This window comes from Lactiplantibacillus argentoratensis (assembly GCF_037290055.1).
Lineage (GTDB): Bacteria > Bacillota > Bacilli > Lactobacillales > Lactobacillaceae > Lactiplantibacillus > Lactiplantibacillus plantarum.
Map to the genome: position 1 here is coordinate 2,231,658 of NZ_CP147647.1, position 24,664 is coordinate 2,256,321.

The 24,664-nt window shown below is 47.0% G+C and carries 16 protein-coding genes; 3 read left to right on the top strand and 13 right to left on the bottom strand.

The genetic code is table 11. The annotated features are described in order from the left end of the window. Nucleotides 1-373 precede the first annotated feature (373 nt). On the bottom strand, nt 374-1,147 hold the full coding sequence (locus tag V7R88_RS10830; protein WP_003644715.1) for a sulfite exporter TauE/SafE family protein: 774 nt from the start codon (nt 1,145-1,147) through the stop codon (nt 374-376). 126 nt (nt 1,148-1,273) lie between these two features. Here V7R88_RS10830 and V7R88_RS10835 point away from each other — a divergent pair, with 126 nt between their 5' ends. Beyond that, nucleotides 1,274-2,170, top strand: coding sequence for a LysR family transcriptional regulator (locus V7R88_RS10835; protein WP_054397729.1), 897 nt, complete (start codon nt 1,274-1,276; stop codon nt 2,168-2,170). A 158-nt stretch (nt 2,171-2,328) separates the two neighbouring features. On the opposite strand, the gene V7R88_RS10840 is transcribed toward V7R88_RS10835, so the two are convergent. Beyond that, nucleotides 2,329-2,970: an SDR family oxidoreductase gene (locus V7R88_RS10840; protein WP_003642616.1), complete on the bottom strand. Its 642-nt coding sequence runs from the start codon at nt 2,968-2,970 to the stop codon at nt 2,329-2,331. Nucleotides 2,971-3,106: 136 nt separating this feature from the next. Between V7R88_RS10840 and V7R88_RS10845 the strand changes: the two genes are divergently transcribed. Next, nucleotides 3,107-3,631 carry a GNAT family N-acetyltransferase gene (locus V7R88_RS10845; protein WP_053566861.1) on the top strand — a complete coding sequence of 175 codons (525 nt, stop codon included), beginning with the start codon at nt 3,107-3,109 and terminating at the stop codon, nt 3,629-3,631. A gap of 132 nt (nt 3,632-3,763) precedes the next feature. Here V7R88_RS10845 and addA read toward each other — a convergent pair whose 3' ends face one another. The 11 genes from addA to pyrR form a co-directional block, all read right to left on the bottom strand. Beyond that, nucleotides 3,764-7,513, bottom strand: a complete 3,750-nt coding sequence (addA, locus tag V7R88_RS10850; protein ID WP_054397730.1) for a helicase-exonuclease AddAB subunit AddA — start codon at nt 7,511-7,513, stop codon at nt 3,764-3,766. Further along, entirely contained in the window at nt 7,506-11,108 is a 3,603-nt protein-coding gene (locus V7R88_RS10855) for a PD-(D/E)XK nuclease family protein (protein WP_063721321.1), read from the bottom strand. The genes addA and V7R88_RS10855 overlap by 8 nt, the downstream gene beginning before the upstream one ends. Nucleotides 11,109-11,505: 397 nt before the next feature. Next, nucleotides 11,506-12,609, bottom strand: a complete 1,104-nt coding sequence (locus V7R88_RS10860) for a DMT family transporter (RefSeq protein WP_057717320.1) — start codon at nt 12,607-12,609, stop codon at nt 11,506-11,508. A gap of 15 nt (nt 12,610-12,624) precedes the next feature. Further along, nucleotides 12,625-13,263: an orotate phosphoribosyltransferase gene (gene pyrE, locus V7R88_RS10865; protein WP_011101885.1), complete on the bottom strand. Its 639-nt coding sequence runs from the start codon at nt 13,261-13,263 to the stop codon at nt 12,625-12,627. 1 nt (nt 13,264) lies between these two features. Then, nucleotides 13,265-13,978, bottom strand: a complete 714-nt coding sequence (pyrF, locus tag V7R88_RS10870; protein WP_057717319.1) for an orotidine-5'-phosphate decarboxylase — start codon at nt 13,976-13,978, stop codon at nt 13,265-13,267. Further along, nucleotides 13,975-14,892, bottom strand: coding sequence for a dihydroorotate dehydrogenase (locus V7R88_RS10875; RefSeq protein WP_057717318.1), 918 nt, complete (start codon nt 14,890-14,892; stop codon nt 13,975-13,977). The genes pyrF and V7R88_RS10875 overlap by 4 nt, the downstream gene beginning before the upstream one ends. 42 nt (nt 14,893-14,934) lie before the next feature. Next, on the bottom strand, nt 14,935-18,111 hold the full coding sequence (gene carB / locus V7R88_RS10880; protein ID WP_054397738.1) for a carbamoyl-phosphate synthase large subunit: 3,177 nt from the start codon (nt 18,109-18,111) through the stop codon (nt 14,935-14,937). Continuing rightward, nucleotides 18,104-19,198 carry a carbamoyl phosphate synthase small subunit gene (locus V7R88_RS10885; RefSeq protein WP_011101887.1) on the bottom strand — a complete coding sequence of 365 codons (1,095 nt, stop codon included), beginning with the start codon at nt 19,196-19,198 and terminating at the stop codon, nt 18,104-18,106. The genes carB and V7R88_RS10885 overlap by 8 nt, the downstream gene beginning before the upstream one ends. Further along, on the bottom strand, nt 19,195-20,487 hold the full coding sequence (locus tag V7R88_RS10890) for a dihydroorotase (RefSeq protein WP_003644720.1): 1,293 nt from the start codon (nt 20,485-20,487) through the stop codon (nt 19,195-19,197). The genes V7R88_RS10885 and V7R88_RS10890 overlap by 4 nt, the downstream gene beginning before the upstream one ends. A 3-nt stretch (nt 20,488-20,490) precedes the next feature. Further along, a complete protein-coding gene (locus tag V7R88_RS10895) occupies nt 20,491-21,426 on the bottom strand; it encodes an aspartate carbamoyltransferase catalytic subunit (RefSeq protein ID WP_054397740.1) in 936 nt (311 codons plus the stop codon). 146 nt (nt 21,427-21,572) lie between these two features. Further along, nucleotides 21,573-22,115: a bifunctional pyr operon transcriptional regulator/uracil phosphoribosyltransferase PyrR gene (gene pyrR / locus V7R88_RS10900; RefSeq protein WP_003639428.1), complete on the bottom strand. Its 543-nt coding sequence runs from the start codon at nt 22,113-22,115 to the stop codon at nt 21,573-21,575. Nucleotides 22,116-23,066: 951 nt separating this feature from the next. Between pyrR and V7R88_RS10905 the strand changes: the two genes are divergently transcribed. Then, nucleotides 23,067-24,656, top strand: a complete 1,590-nt coding sequence (locus V7R88_RS10905) for a PucR family transcriptional regulator (RefSeq protein ID WP_054397741.1) — start codon at nt 23,067-23,069, stop codon at nt 24,654-24,656. Nucleotides 24,657-24,664: the final 8 nt, after the last annotated feature.

Genomic DNA, 24,664 nt, shown 5'->3' on the forward strand with positions numbered 1-24,664 from the left:
TGCGGTTGGGCTTTTACTGGCGGTATGCCCTTTATGTGGATGGGTGGCGGCTTGGGCATTATCAGCTTACTGATTCTGTTAGCCGTTGGTACTTACTTTTTAGGGACACGTTCACGCCATCACGATTAAAGTTCTCATTGGGATAATCAAAAAAGACTTTCAAGGCACGGCTTGAAAGTCTTTTTTGTTTCATCATCAGGGATCAGCCAACCGGGTCAAACCCTCCCCATTTCAGGTTACCTGCAGTTTTGCCTGATAGTATCAGCCCAAACACTGATTTAGACCCGATGACTTAATTTCAAGATCGTAGCGTAAGTAAGTTTACCAGCCTTAACATTGCTATTGAGTTTGTCCCCACTAACTTCATTTTCACTCACAATCCATAAGCCGATTTAAACAAACTAGCTGCCAGTCCCAATGCCCCGATTCCAATCACAATTTTAAGTAATCTGGCAGGTAAGTGGCGCACAATTCGTGGTCCTAAGCTACCACCAATTAGAAAACCAATGCCTAAAGGTAATACATAGCGCCACTGAATTGGCGTTTGTAGGCCATAAACAACGGCTGAAACAATATTGGCTAAACCCAACGCCAGATTTTTCTGAGCATTATAGACGACGAACGGTGCGGCACTCGTGAAAGACAGGATCGACAACATCAAGACACCACCCGCAGCACCAAAATACCCCGTATAAGCTCCGACTAAAAAGATGCCCAACCAAGCTAAAGCCGTCATCCATTTAGGTGTCACAACAATTTCACCGGGCTGTTTAATATGAATATGACGAGGAATCAGCACTAAAATTCCCGCAATCAAAATAAAAAATGGGACGACCTTCGCAAAGGTCGCTGCCGGGATAATAAATAACAGAATTGCCCCAACAATACTCCCAACTAAAGTCAGCGGGATGAGCGTCTTCAATTCCTGACCATGCCCCCGTAGTTCCCGGCGTGAGGCCGGCACGGCTCCAAAGCTAGTAAAGACTAAACCCACGGTGTTAGTGACATTAGCCGTAACGGGCGGCAGTCCCAGCGCCAGTAGGACCGGGTACGAAACCAGCGACGCTAACCCCGCTGCAGTGCTAACGATACCCGCAACAATCCCAACAACGACTAAAATAACGATTAACTCTCCGAACGTAAACATGTACAACGTTCCCTTCTCTCTTAATAGCCCTACAATAGCCACAACGATTACCATAGTCAAATAACCATGTTATAATAACAAATCATAATACTAACAATTAAGCATCAATTAAATAAGGACTTTAAGATGAATATTAAAGATTTGCAATATTATGTTTCGTTAACTCAGCTGAAAAATTTTTCATTAGTTGCAGCCCAATTTCACGTTAGTCAACCGACCATTTCGGCTGCTATTCGGCGATTGGAGACCGAACTGAAAACACAATTACTAATTCGGGCTAATCCCCACTTACCCGTGGCACTCACCACGACCGGGATCCAAGTCCAACGACACGCCAATCAGATCCTATTAGAGCACCAACTGATGTGCCAAGAAGTTGCCCACACCACAACCGATCAACTTGTCATCGGGATGCCGCCAATCATTGAAATCAACTACTTTCCCCGGATTGCAAGCCAATTACCACAAGCTTTATTCAGCCAGATTCAACCTATCAGTCAAGGTTCACTCGCGGCGCTCAAAGGATTAAAAAACGGACAATTAGACTTAGCCGTACTTGCTTACCTCAATGAATTCACGGATACGACCATTCAACTCACGACGTTTGACACCCAGTCATTCAGTATTGTTGTACCAACTGACGATCCGCTAGCAACCTACTCACAACTTCAATTCAGATCGTTGCGTCATCAGCATTTTGTGGCGCTCAAAGATAACTTTGTCCACCGCCAGGCATTTCGTCAACTCAGTCATCAAAATCATGTTCGGCCAACGATTGTCTTTGAATCCAACGAAATCGGCAGTATCTTAAACATGGTTCGTCAGCATGTGGGCATTGCCTTATTGAGTAACGCCGTCCAATTACCAGCGGGATTACAGCGGCTCCCCCTAACTGACGCACAAGCGCCCACGTTCAATGTCGGCGTTGCGTACCGCCACTCAATGACGTTTAGTCCAACCCAAGCCGACCTGATCCAACGACTGACCGCTGCTTTTCAATCCGTCGATTGGCACGCATACTAACCAGCACCTAAAAATCCACCGTGTAAGTTTATCAATATGATAAGCTCACACGGTGGATTTTATAACGACTGTACGTCAAGTTAGGTCGCCAAATGCAGGTCATTAAACAGACAAGTTTTAGTAACCTATCATGGTCGCTAACCCGTCTCAACCTCAGATTAAGCTTGTTGAACAGCCTTTGAGATTGGGGTATCGCCATTGATCAACGCAATGGTTTTACCGACCGTTGCAGGGGTGTGTAGCGTTTGAACTGTAAAAGTTGCGACATCATCACGCGTAATCTCACCGCCAACGTCAGGGTTAACGGTTACTTTGCCAGTACCGGCATCATTGATCAGCGTACCTGGTTGTAAAATGGTGTAATCCAATTGGGTTCTGTTTTTTAACCATTCGTCAGCATAATACTTTGCCACGTAGTACGGTTGTAATGCTCGTGGCCAACGACTCCGATCCGGTGTAAATTCAGCACTAATAATTACGTAGCGTTTAACGCCGGCAATTTTGGCTGCGACCATTGATTTGACAGCCCCATCCAAGTCAATCATTAAAGTCATATCATAACCCGTTTGACCACCTGATCCGGCTGCAAAAACAATGGCATCCATACCATTAAAAGCCAACGCTAAATCTTCAGGCTGAGCCATCAAATTGAATTGTACTGGCTGCGCACCAGCATCCTCGAAAGCCTCAGCCTGTTCTGGTTGGCGAATACCCGCGTACACTTGGTCACCTTGGGCAACTAACTTGGAAACGATTTTCTTACCAATCTGCCCATGGGCACCAATCACAAAGATTTTCATCTGGGTCACTCCTGTCCTTTAGTTAAGTTTCATTATAAAGCTTACCAGGACAAAAAAGTATCATTCTGTTCCTGATTTGTCCAGTTTACAAAATTGGCTTATAATATGAGCATCTAAACGAGAGTAGTGATAATTCATGTCAAAATATATTCGTCAAGCTACTAGTGCTGACTTACCAGCCATGATGGCTATTATCGAACAGGGCAAACACGCCTTGGCTGCCGATCAGATTCCCCAATGGCAAGATGGTTACCCGTTAGCTGCTGATATTCAGGCTGACATTGATGCTAGAATTGCCTGGGTACTCATTGTCGATGATCAGATTGCTGGGACGGCTGCACTGCTAACAACACCTGACCCCAATTACGCTATTATTTATGATGGCAGCTGGGCGCCTACTGAGAACCACCGCTATGCCTCGATTCACCGTATTGCTATTGCCAATGGTTACCACGGACAACATCTGACTGACTTTTACTTTAGCAATCTCATTACCATGAGTTACCAACTCGGCTTTCGTCAACTCCGAATTGATACGCACTTGTTAAACAAGCGAATGCAACACATTATTACCAAAGCTGGCTTCAAATACCGTGGTATCGTCTACATGAATCATGACAACAACGATCAACGGAATGCTTATCAGTTACTACTATCCTAATATTTGTCAGCCACGCGGCATTTGGCTTTAAACATGACAAACGCTTTAATTAAGACCAAACTCAACAAAAAGCACGCCAGATTATTCTGACGTGCTTTTTCCAATTTTGTAAACACCACCTGACAGCCAAACTTAATTAACTGGCACAAACACCTGTTGTGGCAGTGAGTACAAATACTGTTTAGTCACCTTTCCTGGATACATCGACGCTAGCGCTGCTGCATATAGTTTAACTTGACCAGCGTAGCGCGTCTTCAATTCTTCAGGCCGCTTGACGTGGTCCGTCTTATAATCAAACAAGGTTAACCCATCAGCCGTTTCTAAATAGCCGTCAATAATTCCATGAATCAGGACTTTTCCCGTCTCATGTTCATCAACATCGAAAATCTGACGTGCTGGAATCAGTAACGAGAATGGCACTTCGCGGTGCACCTTCGCCGGATTATCCAAAATTTGACTGCCCAGCGCACTCTGGTAAAAAGCCACGATGGTGTCAACTGCAATCAATTTCGCGACATTGGTCGTTAAGACCCGGTTAGCCACTAACCCATCAATCGTACTTTGAACCGTCGTTTCATTGACCGGTTTGGTCAAATCAAGTTGTTCTAAAACTAAGTGGGTCGCACTCCCAACTTCCGCACTGGTTGGCGCCTGCATAGTTTGTAAAAATTGTGGTAACTCCAGTGACCCTGTCACAAACCGGGATGTCGGTCGTGAACGCCGCTGACTAACAGTCGGGTTCGCATTCATCAGCGGAGTATCCGGATCTTCAAAGATTCGTTTCACTTCTGATACCGATTGATATGCCGTCGTCGTCGTGGAAGCCTGGTGTGGATAATGAAAATTCAGTAACGTGGTCAGATAATCACGCGTTACTTGATCAACATCGATGGTGACTTGCTGTTCAACTAGTTCAAGCGCATCAGGTTGAGTATCCGTTACCGCTTCACTTTGCTCCGCCAGGACGGTGGTGGCATCTCCCAATTCAACGGCTAGCTTGGTCGGATCATCCGTCAATTCGTAATTGGGCCATTCATCTCCCCAATATGCCTTCATGGCCGGATGCCGTATCACGGCCATACCGACCCAATCTAATTGATTAGTCGCCGCAATCCGTGCTTGGGCACTTAAGACGCGCCCGTCGCTAGCAAAGGCCTGCCGCCATTTTTCGGTCGCGGTATCAATATCCTTGATTGTTCCAACCAAATAGAGCTGTTGCTGAGCTCGCGTCATCGCGACATATAGTTTCCGCATCTCTTCAGCGCGCATCTTCTTGCTGACTACCTGCTTAGTCACAACTTGTGGCAAGGTCGGGTACTTCACACGCGTTTCTGGGTCCAAATAAGTAATCCCAATCCCCGCTTCTCGGTCCAATAGCGCGCTTGAGCGCGTATCAGTCTGATTGAACTGCTTATCCATATCCATCACAAAAATCACGGGGTATTCAAGCCCCTTGCTACCATGAATCGTCATTACGTTGACCGCTTCCGCATCAGTCTCGGCCACGGCAGCTGCCAAGTCCTGATCCTTTTCCTGCATCCGGCGAATAAAACGAACGAACTGAAATAAGCCCTTAAAACTGCCCTGTTCATACGTATAAGCACGTTCATATAAAGCGTGGAGATTAGCCTGACGCTGTTTACCAGCCGGCATGCCGCCAACGTAGTCTAAAAAGCCAGTTCGTTCATAGATTTGCCAAATCAGGGTTACGATTTGATTACGTCGTGCCAGATCTCGAAATTCAGTCAATTGTGTCAAGAAGGTCTCGATCTTAGCATAAACTTGATCACCATATTCAGTCGCCGGACCAGTCGGATAATGATGATAAAAGTCCTGGACGGCTTGAAAATAATCACTCGTTTTATTCTGGATACGCAAATAAACTAATTGATTTTCGTCTAATCCGACAATTGGCGAGCGTAGAACCGCCACTAACGGAATATCTTGATATGGATTATCGATAATACTGAGTAGTGCCATCATGATTCGAATCTCAGTGGTTTGAAAATAATTCTGGGCATCATTGACCACAACGGGAATGTGATACCGTTTGAAAACATCAATAATTGTTAAATTATGATTACGTGTTGGTACTAGTAACGCCACGTCGCTGTAACGAAACGGCCGGTATTCCCCATTAGCACGTTCATAGATTGGCTTATCTTGGGCCTTAAGTGCCAAAATCTTTTGGGCGACCATCGTGATACTCCCAACGGCAGGATCATCAATTGAAAAATTGGTTTCATCCGTGGAGACATCTTCTGTCGACTTGTCAGTTTCCGTCTGGTAAAGTAATAGATTCGTCGTTTGTGGCATATCGGCCGGATAATCCTTGGGCCCATACTTGAGGTAAGCCGCTTCATCATAATCAATTTGCCCGACCGGCGCGTCCATCAGCTGACTAAAGATTAGGTTAGTCAAATGATCGACATTCGCCACCGACCGGAAGTTTTCAGCTAATACGATTCGTTCCCCGTGTTCGGGATTCGTCTCAAAATCGTGATACTTGTGCAAAAACAATAACGGATCAGCTAATCGGAACTGGTAAATCGACTGTTTGACGTCTCCCACCATGAACATATTTCCTGGCTGGTCGCGCGCCAACAGCTGCAAAATACTTTCTTGCAAAGAGTTAATATCTTGATATTCATCAACCATAACTTCTTCAAATTGGGCCCGTAACTGTGCCAAAGCAGCCTGACCACTTTCATTGTCGCTCGTTAAGATTTGCAATGTTAAGTGTTCCAAATCCGAAAAGTCCAAGACGTGTCGCCGCCGCTTTTCAGCCGCAAAGGCCGTCCTAAACCGCTTGGTCGCACGCACTAACTCAGTCACAATCGACTTTGCGCCCACCATAATATCCAGGACTTGCTGCTCATCGGCCGCAAAATAGGTCTCGCTAAGGGTGGTCATTTGTTTCTTGACACCGTCCACAAATGTGCCCATAGTTTTGGCCCGCGCAGTCTTCTCCGGCTCGTCCTTATAAGTTTTTTTGAGAGCTCCAATCTTGAAAGTAGCGACTTGAGTACGTAACTCATTCCAACTTGCCGTTGCCAATTGTTCACGGAGCGTCGTCAGCGTTTTTTGTGCTGTAGCGAGTACCTCAAGCGTTTTCGGGACTAAGTCAGCATCCGTCGCAACTTTTTGTGCCTGTCGTAATTTCATTTGCATCCCATCGACTTCATTAATGAGCAATGGTAATAATTGTTGTTGATAAAAGGCACTGGCCGTTAACGCTTCCTCATCCACCTGATAAGGTTCCGGTAACTTGCTCAGCCAGCCTTCCGGATCCGGGGTCGACTGGGCAAAATCAAATAACCGAAAAATCAATCGACTGAGACCATCATCACTTCGATCATTAGAAAAATTCGCTGTTAATAAGTCAAATAACGTACCATCTTCATCATATAATTGTTCACGAACACTGTCCCAAACCTGATCACGAATGAGTAACCCCTCAGTGTTGTCCGTCAATAAGCGGAAGACCGGGTCCAAGTCGATAACGTAGTAATAGCGCTGAATCACGCGGAGACAAAAAGCATCCAGCGTACTAATGTTGGCCACCCCAAGCAGATTTAATTGCTGCCGTAGTTGTCGAATCGCTGGTGACGCCGTGGTTTGCTCCGGATTGTCCGTCATTAACTGTGAGATTCGCTTATTGATCTGTGACTCCAGTTTTTGTTTCATATGCTTAGCGGCTAAATTCGTAAACGTCACCACGAGTAACTGGTCAATATTCGTGCCGGCCAAGATCTTGCGCATAATACGTTCGATCAATACGGTCGTCTTTCCAGAACCAGCCGAAGCCGAAACTAACAAGTTATTTCCCTGCTGCTCGATAACGGCCTGTTGACTAGGCGTATAGTTTGTGCCCTCACTCATGGTTTTCTCCACCTTCCTGTGTCTTTAGTAAATCAAGAACCTGTTTGGCTGATAATGGCGGTAGATCCCGATAAGCATTTTCTGCCAACATTGCATCAAACTGCATAATTGATAGATACGGCGAATACTGTAAAGCAGTTGTCTTATCGTTCAGCCGAATTGGATTTAGTTGAATTTCTCCAGCGAAAATCGCTTCAGCAGCTGCAATAATCAATTGACTATTATGCTGTAATAATCGTTCTAACTGGTCATTCGTCACCAGTGAAGCTGCACGCCCCCCACTATACGACCCATCCTTTTTACGTGCGAATGGGTAAACTTTCGAGGCCCCGTTACCTTGTTGTAGTTCGCTATCTAAATGTTCCAATAGCTGCGGATCATCGAGCAAAATTCCCTTATACTTATTCTTCTTTAGGAGCGCTGCTTCAAAACCGCCCTGAATATCTTTTGGTTTCAGAGTTGGATTTTGAATGTGCATGTAAAGTGCGCCGGCTAATTTAACCGCAGCTTGATCAGAACCGACTAAAGCTTGCTCGTTATGCAGCACAGCGTCCAAATAAGTTAACATTTGCATTGCGAGACCATAGTACGCCTCTTGAAAATCAAATTTATGTTGGGATGACTTATAATCGACGATTCCCAGGTAACTTTGATCTGCCACTTGAATTTGGTCGAGACGGTCAATCTTCCCTCGCACGTGCACACTATGCGTTGCATCAATTTGAAAATCGAGCGCTTTTAATCCGTGTTCCTTGCCAACGTTACCAAATAAGACCTCGGTTTGCTTCGGTTCAGCGGCTGACAGTTTACTTTGATTGCGAATCGCAAATGCAATCTGCCGGACGGTGTTGATTAACTGCCGTTGCAAGTAAGCCATCCGGTTAGAACTCGTCAAAATTGTAAACTGTGGTTGATCTAAGATTTGACGGGTCACAGTCTCTAAATACTGTCCTAACTGCTGATCACTGGCTTGGGCCAATGGGATTTGATCAGACCGTAACGCCTTGATGAGCCCATCTAAGACAGCGTGGAAAAACTCCCCAGTACTAGCAGCTGATAACTCGAACACATCACGCTCACGCAGTTTGAGCCCATATTTCAAGAAATAAGCGTACTGATTACGATAAAATTCTTCTAGTTTTGAAATTGACGTATAAATTTGATGCCCATACAAAGCCTCAACGCTGGCTGGTGTCAGCTTGACAGGTTGATTGCGATAGCTTAATCCAGCCATCAATTGACGTGCTAGCTCACCGAATTTGGGGTCACGCGTCAATTGTTGCCGTAACCACACCCACACCGGAGCAGGTTGTAATGGTGCGCCAACACGATTACGGTCAGTATTCGTCGTTAACACATCGCGGTAAACCTGAATCACATGACTAATCGTCCGGCGCTTAGTCCCAACAAATGGCCGCGCATCGGCATTAGTCGGATCAGGCGTCCCAAGATAAGTATGTTCTCGCAAATTGAACTGGCGTTGAATTCGCCGCACATAGTTGGACCAATTTAAATCTGTTTCTTGATCATCTTTTAACGGGGCGCTGAAAAACAAGTGTCGACGGGCACTTAAAAAGGCCAAATAATTCAGACAACTTTCATCACCGAGCTGAACGACAGCTGAATCATTTAAATAGTGATCACCATCTAACGAACTGAGCGTTGGTTGCAAATTTTCTTTATCCACATCACTCAATAAGTTGTTCGTCATAATCCGGTCAGGCATCACTAAATCGGTTGCCCCAACCATGAAGACAACTTTATGGTCCTGACTTTGAACCATTCCGCTCTCTGAAATTAACACCTGGTCCAACGTCGACGGAATTTGCGAGTAACTAGCACCTTCAAAGCCCGCTTGTAATAGTGCCAAAAAGTCCGTAATTTCAAATGGCTCTGCACCTAAAATCGTCACGTATTCATCTAGCATCCCACAGAAAGTTTGCCAGGTCTGCTCAGGCTCGGCAGCTGCCCGGACATCTTGGCGATCCAAGGCTTGATCACGCCAAGCTAATAGCTGGTCCGTAACGCCCTGGCTTGTCAAAAAGTTGACCAGCAATGTCACGGCCGCTTTGCCATCCGGTGCTTGCCGCATTTTTTTAAAAAACGGTGGTAACGTTTCAGCAACAAAGTGATGAATCAAGTTGATTTGTCGCGAAATTTCAGCATTTTGATCCGTCTCGACCCCGGCATCACCCTCGGTTAATTGAAAGTATTGCCAATCTTCCCTTTGTACCCACCGCTGGCCGTGATAACCACTTTTAAGGATAAAGTTTTCGGTCAGATCTACTGCTTGGCGGTAGGCTTGCCGATCCATCGGTTGCCCATTGATATTTGGCATCAACAGCTCGGTTTTCAACACTCGCATAACATCACGATATTGATACTGCTGTGCGTCGATATCAAACAACGCGTTAATCAACTCAACTAACGGATGGTCGGCCATTGAACGCTGTAAATCAACAAAGTATGGTATTTCTAATTCATGAAAAGTCGGCGCTAACATCGTTTGGTAGGCATCTAAGTGCCGTGTCATGATCAAGAAGTCCCGATAATGATAATCATCGGCGGGATTGGCATGTTTTTTCGCGACCATTGCCCGAATCATGCGGCCAACTTGTGCCAATTCGGTCTGTCGACTATCGGTCCGGAATAAATGCACATTCGTATTCGGCTCCTCGTGACCGGTAGCCGCTTGGGGCTGACCACGCCAAAAATCATCGAGAGCCACTAAGCCGGGAGCCACGCGCGGCGTGTCAGCATAAATATCTTGGCTAACCGGAATCCGGCGAATACGGGCATACTGATAAAGCCGATAATAAAGCCGACCAGATTGATAAAACAGCGTGCCATTTTCTGGCGCCCGGTCAACGACTTTGTGATCGAGCATCAAACTGATTGTCACGTCCGCGCCCTGTTCCAGCATAGTCGTGATGATTCCCTGTTCCTGAGCCGGTAATTGAGCAAAGCCAGCGAGTTCCACATAAACGTGCGTTCCGTGCAAGTCTTGATGCCGTAAGTAAGCATTCAATTGAACGAGAATATCAGCGGGCTTAAGATACTTATCTGCAGTCGCCGCCACAAAGTCTTTGTAAACGATCGCCAGATCATGTAGCTTAGCCTGCAAGTCACCCACCTGAGCATTCGCTGCCAATTGAACCACATCTTCTGGTTGCAAATTAGCGGTCTGTAACTCATTAATTTCACGAGCTAGTTGAGTCACAAAACCCGTTTGCGAGATTTCACCACCAAACAATCGCAGCTCATCGGCATGTCGTTGTAGAATGCGATATAATAGCATGTCAATCCCAGCAGCGGAGAGTCGTGGCACTTGATAAGCTGCTTCATTCTTCATCAAGTACCAAGCGAGACGGGTAAATGAAAAGACCTGAACCTGAGTCTGGGCATACAAATCTGGTTGCCCAAATGCCTGTGCCAAGCGGTTCAACACGTCAACTTCAGTATCGAACTTAATATGGTTCGGTACCAAATAAAAAAACTGATCTTGTGGCTTAGCCATCAAGGTTGCCACTAACTGCGCCACCATGGTACGGCGATGGTCCATCTTGGCTGGTCCCAATACAAATTGTAAGCTCACCACTAATTCCTCCTCTGAACTGAACAAACGTTCTCATTAAGTTAGTCTCATTATCGCATATTTAACCGGCTAAAAAAACACCTAACCCGTAAGTTAGATGTTTATTATCGCGTCCATTAAATACCACGTTATTCAGCCAGGTGACCCGTGTGCTGCACGTCTTAATTCTCAACGTTGACGGCCACTGCTGCCAGATGTGCGTCGGATTTATAATGGCTTATCGTGCCCGGCATCCAGTACCGTTTTGTCATCCTGATTTGAAATTTTAGAAGCTTTAACGAACGTGGTCACGGCTTAATGTGGTCAACTCGCACGGCCGCTTATTCATCCGGCTGCAAGTCTCGACCTCAAAACACCTTACCGATCACCCGGTGACACTCGCCAATCCTCAGAGTGCTTAAAAGACGCGAATTAGCACAACCCCCACAATCATGACGAGCAAGCCCATCAACTGGACCCCCGAAATTGGGTTCTTTTTTGAAGCAAACCAGCCAAATTGGTCAATCATTAAACTACCGGCCATCAGTCCGACTAAAACAATGACGACCGCTAAACCAGTGCCAACGACCGGAACCAAGTAAACATTACCCAAAACATACAGCGCGCCAATCATGCCACCAATCCACATCCACCAAGGATTAGGCGTCTTAGTTGGCCTAATCAATTTGAATTGAGGTCGCAAGACTAACACGATGACGATCAGCCCCAGAGTACCAACTAAAAAAGAAACAAATGCCGCGTGCACTGTGGAGCCAAGCACCCGACCTAGGTGCCCATTGACCGCAGTTTGCATCGCACTGAGCATTCCAGCAACCACACCTAGTGCACGCCAAATTCCAAGGCCACTTTGGTCAGTGTCAGTAGCTGTATCTTTTTCCGCTATTTCAGTGATTCGATTATGCCGCTGTTCGAGCCACCCCTGAGCCGCAACGGTGATGATGACTCCCGCCAAGACTAAAATTGCACCCAAAAATCGGGTCATCGTCAATGTACTTTGGGGTGAGTCGAACCAACCAAAATTATCAATCAATAGCCCGGCCAAAATTTGACCAAGCACGGGCATAATAACGGTTTGAACACTACCCAGCTTCGGAAACAACAAGATATTGCCAGTTAAGTAGACGACCCCCAACAGCCCACCCAGCCAAATCCAAACCGGTTGACTCGTAAATAACGTCGTCGAAAATCCTAAAGTATGGACATCAATTAGTGTCATTATCGCCAAAAACAACGTCCCCACAGCAAAAGATATTAGGGAGGCACCAAATGGAGATCCCACTGAATTGCGCAATCGCGAATTAATACTCGTTTGCATTGGTAACCCAATCCCGATTGCTAAGCCAACTAAAATTGCTAACATCGAATATTCCCTCATTTCTTTATCTTGTCTTAACAATCTGTCACAGGTTAATATTAGCACGAGCCGGTAACTAAAATAGTCATGAAAATCGTCTGGATAATCCAGCTTAATTTTCATGACTATTTTAAATATGCCAGCCATTTATGGCGCGTAATCCTAATCAGTCACTCCCCAGTGTTCTGGGTCCTGACGCCACGTATGCAGCGAAGCTAATTCCTCGTCATCAATGTAATCTGCTTGGCGAGCAACTTTGATTAGTTCAGGATAGTTGGACAAACTGAACAGCGGTAATGACGCAGCGGCAAAATTTTGCGTTGCCGCATCCAAGGCATAACTGAAGATTGCCCCAACAGCCTGAATATCGCCACCTGCTGCTTGAACGGCCTTGGCCGCCTGTAACACACTGCCACCCGTCGAAATCAGATCATCCAGCATGACAACTTTTTGACCGGGCTTTAACACCCCTTCGATTTGGCGGCCAGCACCGTGATCCTTGGGTTTAGCACGAACGTAGATCAATGGTAGATTTAACAATTCCGCCACCCAGGCTGCATGCGGAATGCCAGCCGTTGCGACCCCCGCAATCACTTCGGTCGCCGGGTATTCACGCTTGATGATGGCGGCGATTCCGTGCGCGATATGCTGACGGACCGCCGGATAGGAAATCGTCAGCCGATTGTCCGTATAAATTGGACTTTTAATGCCACTGGCCCAGGTGAACGGGTCGTTTGGTCGTAGTGTAACGGCTTTAATCGTCAACAAATCAGTGGCGATGGTTGCTGCAATTTCACTCATATTAGTTACTCCATTCTGTCATAATATCTCGGTAAGCTTGAACTGGTTCTGCAGCCTGCGTAATTGGCCGCCCGATGACGAGACCGTTGCTCCCAGCCTTAGCAGCGGCAGCCGGTGTCATCACCCGTTGCTGGTCATCTGACTGCGCCGACGCTGGCCGAATTCCCGGCGTAATTCCGAGAAAATCAGCACCGACGGCCGTATGAATCGCCTGAACTTCTTGGGCGGAACAAATGACGCCATCACAGTCACTCGCCCGTGCTAGTTTGGCATAATGCACGACACTCGCCCGAACCGTTCCCATGATTTGCTGGTCCTGATTCAAAATAGCTTGATTAGTCGAAGTTAACTGCGTAATCGCTAATAACTTGGGGGCAGTGACTCCAGCGGCCATTGCACCCACGACCAATCCTCGTTTGGCGGCTGAAAGCATCACGTGCCCACCCGCAGCATGAACCGTCGTATAGGTTACCCCTAACCGCCCGATCACCCGCATTGCGGATTCGACGGTATTGGGAATATCATGTAGTTTCAAATCTAAGAAAACCGCATGGCCGCGAGCTTGCACGTCCGTCACAATACTCGGTCCCGCTGCATAAAATAACTCCATGCCGATTTTGACAGTGACATGTAAATCAGCCGGAAATTGGTCTAAAAAAGCTAAGGCTCGTTCGGCGGTGGGAAAATCTAACGCAATGATAATTGGTCGCTTCATCCTTGGACCTCCTGAATCAACGCTTGCAAGCTGGTGATCCCGTACTGATCCATTGCCGCCGGTAATCCAGCAATAATGTCTGAACAAGCAGTCGGGTGACCATACGTTGCGGCCCCAACTTGAACGGCATTCGCACCAGCCAAGTAAAACTCCAGGACATCCGCTGGCGTGAACACCCCACCGACTCCAATAATCGGTAACTTGGTGTGTTGACGCACGTCATGGATCATCCGAACAGCAAGTGGATGAATGGCTTTTCCAGATAAGCCGCCCGTACCATGCGCTAAGATCGGTTGGCGCGTGGCTAAATCGATGCCCATACCCGTTAACGTGTTAATCATCGTCAGTCCAGCCGCTCCACCAGCTTCGGCAGCGAGTGCAATTGGGACAATATCAGTGACATTCGGGGTCAGCTTCATGAAAACTGGTTTATCGACCGCGGCAACAATCGCCTTAGTCAACGCCGTTACCGTCGCTGGATCAGTTCCAAATGCTAGGCCGCCATGGTCGACGTTTGGACATGAAATATTGATTTCCAATAATTTGACGTTAGGTGCCGACGCCATTTTTCGTGCGACTGCCACGTATTCATCAAAGCTCGCCCCCGCGACACTCCCAATAATCGGTAAATCCGGATAATGAGTCGCTAACCACGGTAATTTATCGGCCAGCACATTGTCAATTCCGGGATTCTTGAGTCCAATTGCATTGAGCCACCCCGCGGTTGTTTCCGCGGTCGTTGGTCGTGGGTTGCCCCCTTTCGGTTCGGCGGTGGTCGACTTGATGACCAAGCCCCCCAGCGCACTCAGGTCTAACTGTTGAGCCATCTGTTGACCATATGCCGCCGTACCACTAGCCGGCATAACCGGATTTTTGAACGTGACACCGGCTAAATTTACTGTTAATCGTCCCATCGTTTTCCTCCTATGATCAAGCTTATCGGCGGGTGTCCTGATTTAGAGCGCCTGCGTTACAAATGATTGTGATTCTCGTACTTGCAAAATTGCCGCGACCGTATCTAAGGCCGTAAACAACGGAATACCGTGCATAATTGACGTGTTTCGAATCAGGGTACCATCATTTTCAGCCTGTTCTTCATCCGAAACCGTATTAATGACGACTTGAATTTCGCCAGCTTCCATGCGATGCAGCAAATCATGCTCGCCACTATCGATCTTGTCGACGGTCGTAACGGGTAACCCGTGTGTGGTCAGAGCAGTCGCCGTTCCCCGAGTCGCTAGCAATTGGTAGCCCAACGCATGGAACCGCTTGGCTAACGCCACCGTTTCTGGCTTGTCTTCATCCCGGACAGTCAAAAGGACGTTACCGTGGCTCGGCACGTGAAGCTTAGCCGCTTCAAAGGCTTTGTAAAGTGCCTTCGCCATCGTGACATCGCTGCCCATGACTTCACCGGTTGACTTCATTTCTGGTCCCAACAAACTATCCACGCGATTCAACTTTGAAAATGAGAAGACCGGCGCTTTGACGTGTACTAAGGGTCCTGGTGTGACCAAGCCAGTCTGATAACCTTGTTCAGCCAATGACTGGCCAAGGATTGCCCGAGTCGCAACTTGAGCCATCGGAATGTTCGTGACCTTGCTTAAGAATGGCACCGTCCGGCTCGCGCGCGGATTGACTTCAATCACATAAACTTGGTCGTCGTGGATTACGAATTGAATGTTCATCATCCCGACACAGTTGAGCGCAATGGCTAATTTTTCAGTATAATCCACAATTTGTGCTTTGACCGCCGCCGAAAGTGACTGTGGCGGATAAACGGCCATCGAATCGCCAGAATGGACACCCGCCCGTTCGATGTGTTCCATAATTCCCGGAATCAAGACTGTTTGACCGTCACAAATGGCATCAACTTCACATTCCTTGCCGACTAAGTAACTGTCCACTAAGACGGGGTGGTCATGCGACACCTTGACCGCGTTATGCATGTAGTAGTCCAAGTCGGCGCGCTTCTTAACGATTTCCATCGCCCGACCGCCGAGCACGTAGCTGGGCCGAACCAGGACGGGATAGCCCAACTTATCTGCAATCGCTAGCGCAGTCGCTTCATCACTTGCTGTATCACCAGCCGGTTGCGGAATCGCCAAGGCTTTGATGACCTTGTCAAACTCATCGCGATCTTCCGCACGGTTGACATCCGCCACACTCGTCCCTAAGATTTTGATACCATGGTCAGCTAATGGTTTCGCTAAGTTAATCGCTGTCTGACCACCAAATTGCACGATGACGCCCACCGGCTGTTCAAGTTCGATCACGTTTAAGACGTCTTCAATCGTCAGTGGCTCGAAGTACAATTTGTCTGATACTGAGAAATCAGTCGAGACGGTTTCCGGATTACTATTCATGATAATCGCTTCATAGCCAGCTTTTTGGATGGCTTTAACGGAGTGAACGGTGGCATAGTCGAATTCCACCCCTTGTCCAATGCGAATCGGCCCTGACCCTAACACTAAAACGGATGGGCGTTTCGTAACAATACTCTCATTTTCAAACTCATAAGTGCCGTAATAATAAGGTGTCTCCGAAGCAAACTCACCGGCACAAGTATCGACCATCTTATAGACCGGCGCTAGTTTGTGCGCTAAGCGGAAGTCGCGAACCTGGTCGATCGTTTCGTGCCAATAGTCAGCTACCGTTTGATCGGCGAAGCCATTGCGTTTAGCGACAGTTAGTGTCTCTAAGTCATCCGTATGGGTACGCAAGGCTTGTTCGATTTCAATAATGTGTAATAGCTTATCCAGGAAGAACACGTTGATCTTAGTGAGTTCGGCTAATTCATCAATCGGGTAACCGCGGCGAATTGCTTCCGTTAAGTAGAATAACCGATCATCCTGCGCATGAATGAGCTTATCGCTGAGTACATCATCGTCAACACTACGCAAAGCGGGTTCTTCAACGTGGTGCACCCCAATTTCTAGTGATCGGACCGCCTTTAGTGTGGCTTCTTCAATATTGCGCCCAATCGCCATGACTTCGCCGGTCGCCTTCATCTGAGTGCCCAAACGACGATCAGCATGGGTGAACTTATCAAACGGCCAGCGAGGAATCTTGCAAACCACGTAGTCCAACGCTGGCTCGAATTCAGCGTAAGTGGTTCCCGTCACCGGATTTTTAATTTCATCCAAATGCAAGCCGACTGCAATCTTGGCAGCCATCTTAGCAATTGGGTAACCAGTCGCTTTGGAGGCTAACGCTGATGAGCGACTGACCCGCGGATTTACTTCAATAATATAGTAATTAAAACTATTCGGATCGAGGGCCAACTGAACGTTACAGCCCCCCTCAATCTTCAACGCCCGAATAATCTTCAAAGCAGCATCCCGTAATAATTGCACTTCGCGATCTGCTAACGTTTGAACAGGTGCATAGACGATTGAATCACCGGTATGAATCCCCACGGGGTCAAAATTTTCCATATTGCAGACGACCATCGCATTATCCGCAGCATCACGCATAACTTCAAACTCAATTTCTTTGTACCCGGCAATACTTTGTTCGATCAGAACTTGGGTCACTGGTGATAACGCCAACCCATTTTCGGTAATGTCGTGTAACTGTTGGGGCGTCTCGGCGATGCCACCGCCAGTCCCCCCCATCGTAAAGGCTGGTCGCACGATGACCGGATAACCAGCTTGCTCAGCGAAAGCCAACGCTTCGTCAACCGTCCGCGCAATACCAGAAGCTGGCACGGGTTCGCCCAATTCTTCCATCAGTGCCTTAAACTGTTCCCGGTCTTCCGCCTGATCAATTGCGCTGAGCTTCGTTCCTAACAGTTCAATGTGCAACTCATCGAGAATACCCGATTTAGATAATTCCATCGCCATATTCAAGCCCTGCTGGCCGCCTAAAGTTGGCAAAATCGCATCCGGATGTTCTTTGCGGAGAATCTGTGAAACAAATTCAAGTGTAATTGGTTCCAAGTAGACCTGGTCCGCAATTTCTTTGTCCGTCATAATCGTTGCGGGGTTAGAATTGACCAAGACCACTTCATAATCGAGTTCTTTTAATGCCAGGCAAGCTTGTGTCCCAGAATAATCAAATTCTGCGGCCTGACCAATAATAATTGGTCCTGAACCAATTACCATAATTTTATGAATATCTGTCCGTTTAGGCATTGAATTGGCTTCCTTTCTGGGTTGCTTGATTAGCCGCCATCAAATCAATAAATTCGTCAAAAATATGATCAGCATCGTGAGGACCCGGCGCTGCGTCCGGATGATATTGCACGGAAAAGGCCGCGTAGTCGCGATGCCGCAAGCCTTCCACGGTACCATCATTAATCTCCTCATGGGTGATTAACAAATCAGTCTGCGCTAATGAATCCCGATCCACCGCGTAACCATGGTTTTGCGACGTAAAATCAATCCGCCCAGTTGCAATCTCACGAACGGGATGGTTAAACCCACGATGTCCGAACTTCATCTTGAACGTGTCCGCACCGTTTGCTAGCGCAAAAAGTTGATGTCCGAGACAAATTCCAAATAGCGGCACATGTTTTTCCACTTCTCTGATCATCTCTAAGGCTCCCGGAACATCTTTGGGATCACCAGGGCCGTTCGTCAACATCACACCATCCGGATTCAAAGCCATGATTTCACTCGCCGTGGTATTGTACGGCAACACCGTCAAGTTACATTGACGCTTTGCTAATTCGCGTAAAATCGAATGCTTCAACCCAAAGTCGACGACGACCACGTTGGGACCTGTCGCTGGGTTGGGATAGGCGTTATTCGTTGAGCTCTGGGCAACAACGGCCCGATTTAATTCCGTGACTTTGAGCCGGTCAACCGTATCTGGTAAGACGTTATCGACGATGGTGGCCTTCATCGCGCCCTTCGTTCGGATATGTTTAGTGACCGCCCGCGTATCAATATCCATAATGCCAGGAATCGCATTCTGTTTTAGATAATCGTCCAACGACTGAGCATTACGCCAATTACTGGCTCGTCGGGCAACTTCGTGAACAACAACGCCCTTACAAGTTGGCTTGATTGACTCATGGTCATCCCGATTAATGCCGTAATTTCCAATCAAAGGATACGTAAACATCAAGATTTCGCCATTATAAGACTGGTCTGTGATCGACTCTTGATAACCACTCATGCCGGTATTAAAGACTAATTCACCAACCGTGGCCGTTGTCGCACCAAACCCCGTGCCGGGGTAAATCGTACCATCTTCAAGTACTAAGTATCGTTTCATGCTTGCGTTTCCTTTCCATATGCCAACTTACCGTCAACTAGTGTCATTAAGACGTTGCCATAAACGGGCCAACCGATAAACGGGGAATTGTGCCCCTTCGATAACATGGTGGCCGCTTCGATTTCATATTGATGATCTAAATCAATAATGGTTAGATCAGCCGGTGCCCCCACTACCAACCGGCCGGCTGTATTTAAGCCAAATAGTTCAGCCGGACGCGTGCTCATCAGTTCAATTAAACGACCGAGCGTCAGTAACCGGGTCTTGACCAGCGCCGTATATAGCGTGGCAAAGGCAGTCTCAATCCCAGTAATCCCGAAGGCTGCCGTCTTCATGCTGCCCTGTTTTTCGGCATCAGTATGCGGCGCATGGTCCGTCGCAATCATGTCGATTGTGCCATCCAACAATCCCGCAACTAACGCTGCGCGATCCTTGGCTGAACGCAACGGTGGATTCATCTTTAACATCGGGTTATCCATCGTAATATCTTCATCACAAAGGAGTAAATGATGGGGCGATACTTCACAAGTCACGTTGATGCCAGCTGCTTTCGCATTGCGAATCACGCGTAAACTTTCCGCCGTTGAGACGTGACAAACATGGTAGTGAACCCCACTCGCTTCGGCCAACATGACATCACGAGCCACTTGGGCCGCTTCTGAAACATTATTGATACCAGGCAATCCTAGCCGATCAGCAACGGGCCCCGCGTTCATCACGCCATGATGATAAAGCGAATCATCCTCAACGTGTGCCGCTAATGGCAACCCAACTTTAGCAGCACCTTGCATGGCTGCAAACATGGTTCCGGCCGTTTGAACACCGGAACCATCGTTACTGACGGCAAAGGCCCCCGCAGCTTTGATGCCGGCAAAGTCAACGAGCTGTTCACTAGTCCGCCCAGTCGTAATGCTGGCATATTGTGCGACGTGAACATGTGCTTCCTGCTGATTACGCGCCACCATCGTCGCGACCCGCTCAGGTGTATCAGGTACCGGATCCACATTAGGCATTGCTCCGACCGTTGTGAAACCGCCATGCGCCGCGGCTAACGTTCCGGTCGCAATCGTTTCCTTCGCTGTTTGACCAGGATCGCGTAAATGGACGTGTACGTCGACAAAGCCCGGACTAACAAAGTGCTGATCGGCACAAATGACGTGATCCGCCGGTCCAAACTGATCGTGGAGTTGATGCCCGATCGCCTTAATTCGGCCCTCGGCAATCAGGATATCCGTTGTTTGTAACTGCCCTGCTTGCCACACTTGAGCATTCTTAATTAATGTTGTCATGCGTTAAACCTCCACTTGAGTTGCTGAAATTAATCCTTGATGAGCGAGGACGCTCGCCACCATTGCCATCCGAATATAAACACCATTCGTCATCTGCTGAAAAATTCGTGATTGCGGCGCTTCAACTAAGTCACTCGCTAGCTCAACACCTCGATTAACGGGGGCCGGATGCATGATAATCGCATGCTTGGGCATTCGTGCGGCGCGCTCAGTCGTCAACCCATACTGTTGATGGTAGGCAGACGCATCGAAGGTCTGATTGTTCACTTGCGATAATCGTTCGTGTTGGACACGTAATAACATCATGACGTCCATCGTTGCGACTAACTGGTCCATCGTCTGATATTCGCCGTATGCTTCAAAGTCACGGCCATACCATTCTTTGGGGCCGCCAAAGTAAACCTGGGCTCCTAGTTGCGTCAGTAACGCCATATTGGAACGGGCCACACGTGAATGGGCCAAGTCACCCACAATAGCTATCTTTAAACCATCAAAATGACCAAATTCTTCATAAATAGTTAGCATATCCAACAACGATTGTGACGGATGTTGCCCACTACCATCACCAGCATTGAGCAAACTCATGTCAAACCCGGCGTCGAGAAGTGGTTGATAATAACGATCGCGTGGATGCCGAACCACTGCCAAGTTGACGCCAATGGCTTCAATCGTTTTCAAAGTATCCAGCAAGCTTTCGCCCTTAGTCACGGAACTAGTCTTTGGGTCAAACGGAATCACCTGTAATCCTAATCGTCGTTCGGCCATCTCAAAACTTGTATGTGTGCGGGTGCTATTCTCAAAAAATAAGTTCATCGCAAACGTTGGCTGTGACAGTTGTACCGTTTTTCCATTCTTGAAAGCTTGGGCCAACTTCAAGTAGGCCATCACGTCCTGATTACTAAATTGTTCAACACTAACTAGGTTTTGACTCGTTTTCATGGCTATTGCCGTCTCCTTTGTGTATAAAAAAAGTCTAGCTTCCGCAAAAATGTTTGCAAAGAGGCTAGACTCCGATTAAGTGGTCACGCATGACCAAACCGTTTCGTTCCTCTCTGGAAACAATTAAATGGTTTTATTCAATTAAATTATTCTTCTAATTTTTCAATACTAATTCCATCATGTCCGTCGTGTTCTTCAAGGGCGACACTGACTTGTTCATCCAAGGCCGTTGGAATATTTTTACCAATAAAATCAGGCCGGATCGGTAATTCACGATGTCCACGATCGACTAAGACCGCTAACGAAATCTTTGCGGGACGTCCATGGTCCATCAAGGCATCTAGCGCAGCCCGAACTGTCCGACCTGTAAATAAGACATCATCGACCAAGATAACGTGTTTGCCATTGATATCAACCGGAATATCAGCACCATTTAGCTTCGCTTGACCGGCAACATCAACCGCATGATGATCATCCCGATATAACGTGATATCTAGCGAACCAACTGGCACGTCAACGCCTTCCAACTGTTTCAATCGTTGCGCTAACCGTTGGGCCAAAAAAATCCCACGAGTCTTGATACCGATAAATACCAGGTTACCAACACCCTTATTCTGCTCAATAATCTCATAAGTGATCCGCGTCAGCGCGCGGCGCATGGTCATTGCATCAACGACTTCTCGTGCCATTAGTTTGTCAGCTCCATTTCTGTAATTTCACCTTAATCCACGGGGTAAAAAAAGAGTCACCCTGTTTTCCTGCGAAAAGCGTGGGAGACCCTACATGACCGTTCCCCTTGTTAGCCTCACAGGACTAAGTTAAAGGTGCTTGTTTAATTGGACTAAGTGTAACGAACTCCACCACAACTGTCAAGGACTAATCAACTTAAGTCGCGTTAATTATCTGACGACTTTGGTCATTTGCCCTTTATGTTGACAAGCATCATTGAGGAACCTGGCGAGTTCAATAGATTTCCAATCGTGACACGTGATCGTCTTATTCCGTCCTCTAAGAATAAATGATGAGCGGTCGCCTAATATTAGTACCATTGGTCGTTGAATCCGTTGATATTAGAACTTCAATTAAAGCTGGGAGACCATCAATTCACTTTAATGACTGTTTCAATCTTAACGTGCTAATTTAGCAACAAATGGTCTATCAAAATATCATTATATGCGAAATCTACCCTTTATGAGCAACAACAAACTCAGCAAAAGTTAAGTCCACCCATCACTTGAACACCACCTCGACTGAAAGGCGTTGCTGACAATACTCAGCACTGGAAGCCGGTGAAGTTCAGACGGGTTGAAACTGAAGATTATCTCAACGGCAACGTTGAGGGGTGAACTTTCACTTAGCTAACTGGAAGTCTCAACCCGAGCGAACCCCGTTTCTGTATGTCGGCATCCAACGCCCTAACCAGGTGAATTTACACTAAACAAAACCTTCTTCAGCAGTCCTGCGCCGGCTACTCCTGCGCTTAAATGAGGATAAACCTTTCAAATAATTAAATTCCGTAACCCATAACACTGGTTCGACACTTCATTTGTTTTTAATCTATTTTTCATTTAATTATAGTCAAACTGCCAAATTATCGGTATACTACTTGTTAAAGATAACTAATTTTAGGGGGACTTACCATGCGTTTACAAACACTATTACAAACACCATCAATGCAACATATGCGGGTAATTGCGGGTGAACGCGGTCTCAAACGCGAAATTAGTAATATCGGAATGATCGAGTCACCTGACATTGCTGACTACCTTGCTAATGGTCAGTTTTTGATTACGAACGGATATCCCTTCGTCAATACAACCACCGACCCACTAACTTTGATCAAGGCGATGCACAATGCCAACTGTGCTGGTCTCGGATTTAAGGATCATCGTTACGTTGACCATTTGCCGAAGAAGGTGCTGGAATTAGCGAATGAACTCGCTTTTCCAATCATTATTACACCCGGTGATGAGTTGATTTCTGAAACCATGCGCAAAATGCTGAGCATCATCTTAAAGTCACAAACTAATGAGCTCAGTCGCATCGTCAAGGCAAACCAAACACTAGCGGATTTGTTGCTCAAAGACCCAACGAACACCACGGTCTTGAATAAATGTAGCGAGCTAATTCATCATCCTCTCTTCTTAATGGATAGTCATTTTCGGGTGGTCAGTGCTTCCCAAGATTTACCGATGACCCGCAATACCTTGACTGATTTTTTACGCAATCAAACCGATATCGACTATTTCAACCTCAATACCCGCGTCATTCTCCCTTACCAAGCAAATGACCTGACCATCATGCCACTATTTTCGGCTTATAAGGAAAATAAGGCCTTTGTAGGCGTCGTCGACTTGGACCCGGCCAACTCAACTGATCAGATGCTGACGCAAGTCGTCTTAAACACCTTGAGTTTCGTCAATGGTCGGGTGGACATGTTAAACGAATCCGCATTCCGCAACCAAAGTGGTTTCTACTTAAATGTAATGGATGGCGGTATTTCAAACGACCTCGTGAACAAGACTCTGAAAGCCCGCAATATTGATCCGAGTACGAAGTTCCACTGCGCCACCATTCTAGTCACGACTAATCACCAGGCCCTCTTAAGTAACCATCTCTTGGAACAGGTTCAGCAACTGACCCTGTGGTTTATTAAAGAATACCAAGCATCCGTCATTGTTTTTTCATTAAAGCAGCAATTGGTCTTATTAATCAATGACCAACAAAATGCCCAGCACTTTCTGACCGCCCTCGTTCAATTCATTCAGCCAAAGTTGGATAAACAGGCGCGGTTGATTGCCGGCTACAGCTATTCGACCCTACCGCTAACCGAACTCGCAACGACCTATAATGAAGCGGCAGAAGCCTTGGCCCTCAGCAAAAACAGTCCCCACGCAGTCACGATCTACCGGCCCAAGTACGTCAAAGAACTAATTTCACTGATCCCACAAAATGAAGCTCGTTCATTTGTCGAGCGGGTCTTGGGTGGACTCGTCAGTGGCGTCAGTGCGAATGAACAACTTAATCTACTCACGACCCTGTATGGCTATTTTTATTACCATCAAAACATTGCCGAAGTTGCCGGCCACCTAGATATTCACCGCAATACGGTGATTTACCGCCTTAAAAAGATCGAAAAAATGCTAACGTTGAACTTGGACGATCCTGAACAGACCCAAACACTAGAAATGGCAGTGCTACTTTGGCATAATCAACAATCACAAAAGTGAACGTTTTC

Bases quoted from the DNA above. Each gene is read 5' to 3' on its own strand.
- V7R88_RS10830 (WP_003644715.1), bottom strand. From the start codon at position 1,147: ATGTTTACGTTCGGAGAGTTAATCGTTATTTTAGTCGTTGTTGGGATT.
- V7R88_RS10835 (WP_054397729.1), top strand. From the start codon at position 1,274: ATGAATATTAAAGATTTGCAATATTATGTTTCGTTAACTCAGCTGAAA.
- V7R88_RS10840 (WP_003642616.1), bottom strand. From the start codon at position 2,970: ATGAAAATCTTTGTGATTGGTGCCCATGGGCAGATTGGTAAGAAAATC.
- V7R88_RS10845 (WP_053566861.1), top strand. From the start codon at position 3,107: ATGTCAAAATATATTCGTCAAGCTACTAGTGCTGACTTACCAGCCATG.
- addA (WP_054397730.1), bottom strand. From the start codon at position 7,513: ATGAGTGAGGGCACAAACTATACGCCTAGTCAACAGGCCGTTATCGAG.
- V7R88_RS10860 (WP_057717320.1), bottom strand. From the start codon at position 12,609: ATGGCTGGCATATTTAAAATAGTCATGAAAATTAAGCTGGATTATCCA.
- pyrE (WP_011101885.1), bottom strand. From the start codon at position 13,263: ATGAGTGAAATTGCAGCAACCATCGCCACTGATTTGTTGACGATTAAA.
- pyrF (WP_057717319.1), bottom strand. From the start codon at position 13,978: ATGAAGCGACCAATTATCATTGCGTTAGATTTTCCCACCGCCGAACGA.
- V7R88_RS10875 (WP_057717318.1), bottom strand. From the start codon at position 14,892: ATGGGACGATTAACAGTAAATTTAGCCGGTGTCACGTTCAAAAATCCG.
- carB (WP_054397738.1), bottom strand. From the start codon at position 18,111: ATGCCTAAACGGACAGATATTCATAAAATTATGGTAATTGGTTCAGGA.
- V7R88_RS10885 (WP_011101887.1), bottom strand. From the start codon at position 19,198: ATGAAACGATACTTAGTACTTGAAGATGGTACGATTTACCCCGGCACG.
- V7R88_RS10890 (WP_003644720.1), bottom strand. From the start codon at position 20,487: ATGACAACATTAATTAAGAATGCTCAAGTGTGGCAAGCAGGGCAGTTA.
- V7R88_RS10895 (WP_054397740.1), bottom strand. From the start codon at position 21,426: ATGAAAACGAGTCAAAACCTAGTTAGTGTTGAACAATTTAGTAATCAG.
- pyrR (WP_003639428.1), bottom strand. From the start codon at position 22,115: ATGGCACGAGAAGTCGTTGATGCAATGACCATGCGCCGCGCGCTGACG.
- V7R88_RS10905 (WP_054397741.1), top strand. From the start codon at position 23,067: ATGCGTTTACAAACACTATTACAAACACCATCAATGCAACATATGCGG.